The sequence below is a fragment of the Burkholderia sp. genome (genome assembly GCF_018375725.1).
GTDB lineage: Bacteria > Pseudomonadota > Gammaproteobacteria > Burkholderiales > Burkholderiaceae > Burkholderia.
In genome coordinates this window covers 1-5686 of record NZ_JAHACR010000273.1, presented here as the reverse complement: position 1 = coordinate 5686, position 5686 = coordinate 1, and the positions used below count along the sequence as shown (strand labels likewise).

General features: G+C 67.9%; 5 protein-coding genes and 1 pseudogene. 3 read left to right on the top strand and 3 right to left on the bottom strand.

Translation table 11 applies throughout. The annotated features are described in order from the left end of the window. A pseudogene (locus KH616_RS20495) lies at positions 1-540 on the top strand (glucose-6-phosphate isomerase); the annotation flags it as partial. 10 nt (positions 541-550) lie between these two features. Beyond that, positions 551-1486 (top strand): carbohydrate kinase, encoded by a 936-nt coding sequence (locus KH616_RS20490; RefSeq protein ID WP_292250318.1) that lies wholly within the window; start codon positions 551-553, stop codon positions 1484-1486. A gap of 103 nt (positions 1487-1589) precedes the next feature. Here KH616_RS20490 and KH616_RS20485 read toward each other — a convergent pair whose 3' ends face one another. The 3 genes from KH616_RS20485 to KH616_RS20475 form a co-directional block, all read right to left on the bottom strand. Then, positions 1590-3293: a SulP family inorganic anion transporter gene (locus tag KH616_RS20485; protein WP_292250316.1), complete on the bottom strand. Its 1704-nt coding sequence runs from the start codon at positions 3291-3293 to the stop codon at positions 1590-1592. A gap of 25 nt (positions 3294-3318) precedes the next feature. Next, positions 3319-3945, bottom strand: coding sequence for a ParB-like protein (locus KH616_RS20480; RefSeq protein ID WP_292250315.1), 627 nt, complete (start codon positions 3943-3945; stop codon positions 3319-3321). Between the two features lie 115 nt (positions 3946-4060). Continuing rightward, positions 4061-4627 (bottom strand): GNAT family N-acetyltransferase, encoded by a 567-nt coding sequence (locus tag KH616_RS20475; RefSeq protein WP_292250314.1) that lies wholly within the window; start codon positions 4625-4627, stop codon positions 4061-4063. Between the two features lie 494 nt (positions 4628-5121). On the opposite strand from KH616_RS20475, the gene KH616_RS20470 reads away from it, so the two are divergent. Beyond that, positions 5122-5686, top strand: a 565-nt coding sequence (locus tag KH616_RS20470; RefSeq protein WP_292250313.1) for a TetR/AcrR family transcriptional regulator, incomplete at its 3' end; no start/stop codon positions are given.

Below are 5686 nucleotides of genomic sequence, written 5' to 3'. Positions count from 1 at the left end.
AGCAACGGCAAATCCGTGACGCTGGGCGGCGAGCACGTCGACTATGCGACCGGCCCGGTGATCTGGGGCGAGCCCGGCACCAACGGCCAGCACGCGTTTTTCCAGCTGCTGCACCAGGGCACGGCGGTGATTCCCGTCGACATGATCGTCTGCATGCGGCCGCAGCACACGCTCGACGCGCATCACGACATCCTGGTCGCGAACTGTTTCGCGCAATCCGAAGCGCTGATGAACGGCTCGCCGTCCACGGATGAACCGCATCGCCATTTCGAAGGCAACCGACCGACCAGCACGATCTGTCTCGACCGGCTCGATCCCTCGTCGCTCGGCGCGCTGATCGCGCTCTACGAGCACAAGGTATTCGTACAGGGCGTGGTCTGGCAGATCAACTCGTTCGACCAGTGGGGCGTCGAACTCGGCAAGCGGCTCGCGGTCGCGATCGAGAACGAGATCGCCGAACCGGGCCGCGTCGACACGCACGACAGCTCCACCAACCAATTGATCAACCGATACAAGGCGCGGCGCGACGCCGCGGCCTGACGACTGCGACATGACGATGAATCTTCCCCGACTGGTCGTATTTGGCGAAGCGCTGACCGACTTCATCCGCGACGACACGCAGCGCTGGCACAGCGTCGCCGGCGGCTCGTGCTGGAACGTGGCCCGCGTGGGTGCGCGGCTGGGCGTGCCGACCGGCTTCGCCGGCACGGTCAGCCGCGATATTTTCGGCGACGAGCTGATGCACAAGAGTGCCGAGGCCGGGCTCGACATGCGCTTCATGCGACAGGTCGACCGCGCGCCGCTGCTCGCGATGGTGGTGTCGAAGCAGCCGCCGGATTATTTCTTCATCGGCGACGACAGCGCCGACCTCGCGTTCGACCCGGACGCCCTGCCCGCCGGTTCGCTCGACGCGGCGGAAATCGTGCATTTCGGCTCGCTCGGCGTCGTGCGCGAGCCGCTCGCGTCACGCCTGCTCGATATCGCACAGGCTGTGCACGCGGCCGGCAAGCGCATCTCGTTCGACCCGAATTTCCGAGCGCCGATGGCCGATCCGGCCTATCGCACGACGCTGCGCCGCATGGCCGGCCTCGCCGACTACATCAAGGTCTCCGACGAAGACCTGCGCGGCCTGTTCCCGGAACTCGACGAAGCGGCCGCGCTCGCGCAGCTGCGCGCCTGGGCCCCCGCGGCCGCCGTGCTGGTAACGCGGGGGGCGGCGGGCATGCAACTGTTCGAAGGCGCCGACGTGCTGTTCCAGCCGGCCTTTCCGACCGACGTCGCCGACACGGTCAGCTGCGGCGATGCGAGCGTCGGCGGCTGGATGGCGAGCCGCCTGATGCATCCCGGCGCGTCATCGGCCACCCATTTGCGCTATGCCGCCGCGTGTGCGTCGGTCGCCTGCGCGCATGCCGGCGCCTACGCGCCCACGGCCGCCGAAGTCGCGGCGCTGCTCGATGCGGCACACGCGCCCGCGGATCTGACATAACGAATCCGTCCTCGCCCGCCTCTGTCGCGGGCGCTCGCATGCACCACCGCCACGGCGTCTGATCCGGCACGGAACCGCCCGCGCCGATCCGGCGCCGCGTCGTTCACGCCGCCCCGGTTTCCGTCAGCTGCTGCACGCCCTCGTCGACGCTCAGTTCGTGCATCGCATCGGCGCGCAGCGTCTCGTCGGCCGCACGCCGCAGCGCGTGCAACGCGTGCAGCTTGAGCCGCACGATGACGAAGCGCTGGCCTCGCGCCGCGCATTCCGCGGCGAAGGTCCGCAGCGACTCGATCGTCGTGCCGTCGACGTCCGGCGTCTCCTCCAGGCTCAGCATCACGGTATGCGCGCCCTGCGCCCCCCTCAGCAGCTCACGCACGCGGTTCAGCATCCGGTCGGCGTTCGCGAAGAACAGCTGCGCCTCCGGCCGCACGATCAGGATCCCCGGGATCGGCGTTGCATCGGCATGGATCGACACGTCGACGAAATCATGGCTGTCGCGCAGGCGGCCGAGCACGCTCACGTTCGGCTCCGACAACTTGCTCAACGTGAGCAGCAGGCTCACGCCGATGGCTGCGAGCAACCCGTGCAGCACGCCGAGCACCAGCACCGCGAGCAGCGCGGCGATCACGACGAGCCGGTCGCGATGCCAGATCCAGTACGGCTTGAACACCGATGGATGCAGCGAATGACTGACCGCGAAAATCACGATGGCCGCGAGCACCGGTTCGGGTATCCGTGACAGCTGCGGCAGCAGCAGCCAGACGATGAGCGCGATGACGCCCGCGGCGCATAGCCCGGAGAAGCGCGACTGCGCGCCGGCCGCCTCGTTCGCCGAGGTCGCCGAATAGCCCGCGCCGACCGGCATCCCATGGAACAGGCCCGACACGAGGTTGGCGCAGCCGAGCGCGACGAGATCCCGGTTCGGCGACACGCTGTCGCCGTGCTTCAGCGCGAAACTGCGGATCGAACCGTACGACTCCGCATAGAGGATCAGCATCAACGCGAAGGCAAGCTCGACCGTCTGCATCCACGCGTTGCGATCGAGCGACGGCAGGCCGAACGCGAGATGCTGGAAGTCGATCGGCCCGACGACGGCGATCCCGTATTGCCGCCAGTCGATCCTGTAGCCTGCCGCGATCGACAGCACGATCACGATCAGCGTGGCCGGCGCCCGCGAGCGGCGGCCGAGCACGAACAGCAACGCGAGCGCGGCCGTGCCGAGCGCAACGCTGGCGAGGTTCGCGCGTGCCGCGCCCTGAATCAGTTCGAGCACCAGATGCGGCGCATCGCTGTGCTGCACGCGGATCGACAGGATTTTCGGCAGCTGCTTGACGACGATCGTCAACGCCAGTCCGAACGTGAAGCCGCGCAATACCGGCCGCGCGACGAAGTCGGACATGCCGCCCAGCCGCGCGACGCCCGCGAGGATGAAGAGCACGCCCGTCATCGCGACCAGCGCCGCCGCGAGCGCGAGCTGCGCGGCGAGTCCCAGGCTCGACTCGGCGAACACCGTGGCCGCCAGCACTGCGGCCGACGACGATGTCGATGACACGATCGCGAAACGGCTGCTGCCCGTCAGCGCATAGACCACCAGCCCCGACAGCAGCGCGATCAGGCCGGCCTGCGGCGGCAGGTTCGCGAGCCCCGCGTAGGCGACGGCCTCCGGAATCAGCAGGCCGGCGATCGACACGCCCGCCAGCACGTCGCGGCCGATGCGCTGGGGACGCGGCATCGGCGTGTGGTCGAGCGGAGCGAAATGGTCCGCATGCTGCGGACCGGCGTCGGCATGGGGCGGCGTGATGGGCATGCGGTCGATCGGCGCGGCGCGCCCGTCAAGGTTTCGGAGCGATGATGCCCGACCAGCCGGGCAGATAGCGCGCCTCCTGCGCGTGCGCATGACGCAGCGCGAGGTCGAGCGCCGCCGAGAAATTCTTCCGGATCATTCCGGGCCGCACGTGCTGTCGCAGGAAGTCGGCCCACAGGAATTCGCTGAACGGCGTCGTGTCTTTCGCGTAGCCGCCCGCCGTGCGCAACTCGCCCGCAAGGCTGCGGTACGGGTCGTCCTCCAGGCCGGTCAGCTGTTTCGGCAGGCGCGCGTAGTCGTGGCGCGCACCGTCCGGGCCGAACGGATGCACCCACTGGTTGTGCTCCATCATCCGCCAGAAGATCGTCTCGTCGAGCCATGACAGATCCTTGAGCAGCATGGCCTTCACGACGGTCACGTCCTCTTCGATCAGCGCGAGGCCGAGATGGTGATGATCGGTGATGAAATGTTCGCCGCCCGGCCCGAGCACCGCCGGAAACCCGTGCGATTCGATCGCGGCCTTGCGATCGGCCTTGCTTAGCGATTTCCAGTGCTTGCGTTTTGCCTTGACCTCGCGAAAGCCGACCGTCATCTGGGTCGGACGCAGCGCTTCGAGCCTGACAGGAATGAGATGCACATCGCGGCCGAGTGTCATGGCGTCGCTCCCCTGCAACAATTTTCCGGCCACGATACTCCTGATCTGGCACTTCGTTAATAGCGCGCATCCCTTTGCCGGCGCAGCGCGCACATGTCCGTCCGCGGCGCGGGCGTCAGGCGCGCAGGTCGTCGCGTTCGAGCCGGTGGCGGACGTACGGAATGCCGTCCTGCACGACGCCGACGCGGCGCATTCCGAGCTTGCGCGCGACGTTCAGCGAGCCGGCGTTTGCCGCGGCGATGTCGGCGACGACGCGCGGCAGCCGCACCGTGTCGAACGCGTGGCGCACCAGCGCCGCCGCGGCTTCGCTCGCGATGCCGCGCCCCCACGCCGCGCGCACGAGCCGCCAGCCGATTTCAATGTCGCGCGCGCCGCCCGCGAAGTCCGGGATCAGCAGCACCCAGCCGACGAATGCATCGGGTGCGGCCTTCTCGAAGATCGACCAGTAGCCGAGACCGGACGGATAGTCACGCGTGATCCGGTGCGTGACGAACCGGCGATGTTCGTCCGGGTCATGCCACGGGCCGGCGATATGCCGCGTGACCTCCGGGTCGCGATCCATCGCCAGGCAGGCGTCGAGATCCGCGAGCACGCGCGGGCGCAGCCGCAGGCGCGCGGTTTCGAACGAAGGCAGCGTGGCGGCGGAACGAGCGGACGTCGGCATGGACAGTACGGCGTGCATGAGCGCGCAATCAAATGGCAGAACGGATTCAGAAAAAGGCCGTGCAAACGGACGGAATGACCGGCGCATCCCGTTCGTCGAACGCCACGGCCGGTCGTGCGGTTTTTCGGAGGATTATTCCCGATTCGACCGATTTGCGCCCGCCGCTGCGATGCCGGGATCTGCATTGCGCATCCACGATGCAACCGCATCGCGCCCCCGATCCTGCTGCCGCTCAACCCGAGGCCGCACCGCATCGACCGCCCGCAATCGGTCAATACACGTAGCGCCGCCGCCCCGGTCGGCCGGATGGCGCATTGCACCATGCCGTGCAGCCCGATGCATTGAGGCCGCATGGGATTTATCCCGCATCCGCACATCGGTCTAGAGGATTTTGTCCAGATTCAACGCTTGCCGGGCCTGCCCGCACCTTTTTATCTTAATAAAAACGCTTGTTTGAATTACACACTCGAATCACCTGTTCGCGGCCGGGCAACCGGCATGGGAGGCGGAACATGGCAGTTCGTCAGGCGGCCCGACCAGCCGGCAGCCGGCAATCCGGCGGAACCAAGGCGCGCATCCTCGATGCAGCCGAGGATCTGTTCGTCGAGCATGGTTTCGAAGCGATGTCGATGCGGCAGATCACGTCCCGTGCGGCGGTCAATCTCGCCGCGGTCAACTATCACTTCGGCAGCAAGGAGGCGCTGATCCACGCGATGCTGTCGCGCCGCCTCGATCAGCTCAATCAGGCGCGGCTGCGCATCCTCGACCGCTTCGACGCGCAGCTCGGCTCGCACGTCACCTGCGAGCACGTGCTCGGCGCGATGTTCATTCCCGCGCTGCAAGCGTCGCGCGACCCCGAACGCGGCGGCCGCGCATTCCTGCGATTGATCGGCCGCGCGTACACCGACCCGTCGCCGTTCGTGCGCAACTTCCTCACCGCGCACTATGCGAGCGTGGCCGGCCGCTTCTTCGACGCATTCCAGCGCGCGCTGCCGCACCTGCCGCGTGCGGAGCTTGGCTGGCGCCTGCATTTCGCGATCGGCGCCTTGTCGGGCGCACTCGCCGGCGGCGAGGACG

Coding starts and splice junctions, on each gene's coding strand:
- KH616_RS20490 (WP_292250318.1), top strand. CDS start 551: ATGACGATGAATCTTCCCCGACTGGTCGTATTTGGCGAAGCGCTGACC.
- KH616_RS20485 (WP_292250316.1), bottom strand. CDS start 3,293: ATGCCCATCACGCCGCCCCATGCCGACGCCGGTCCGCAGCATGCGGAC.
- KH616_RS20480 (WP_292250315.1), bottom strand. CDS start 3,945: ATGACACTCGGCCGCGATGTGCATCTCATTCCTGTCAGGCTCGAAGCG.
- KH616_RS20475 (WP_292250314.1), bottom strand. CDS start 4,627: ATGCACGCCGTACTGTCCATGCCGACGTCCGCTCGTTCCGCCGCCACG.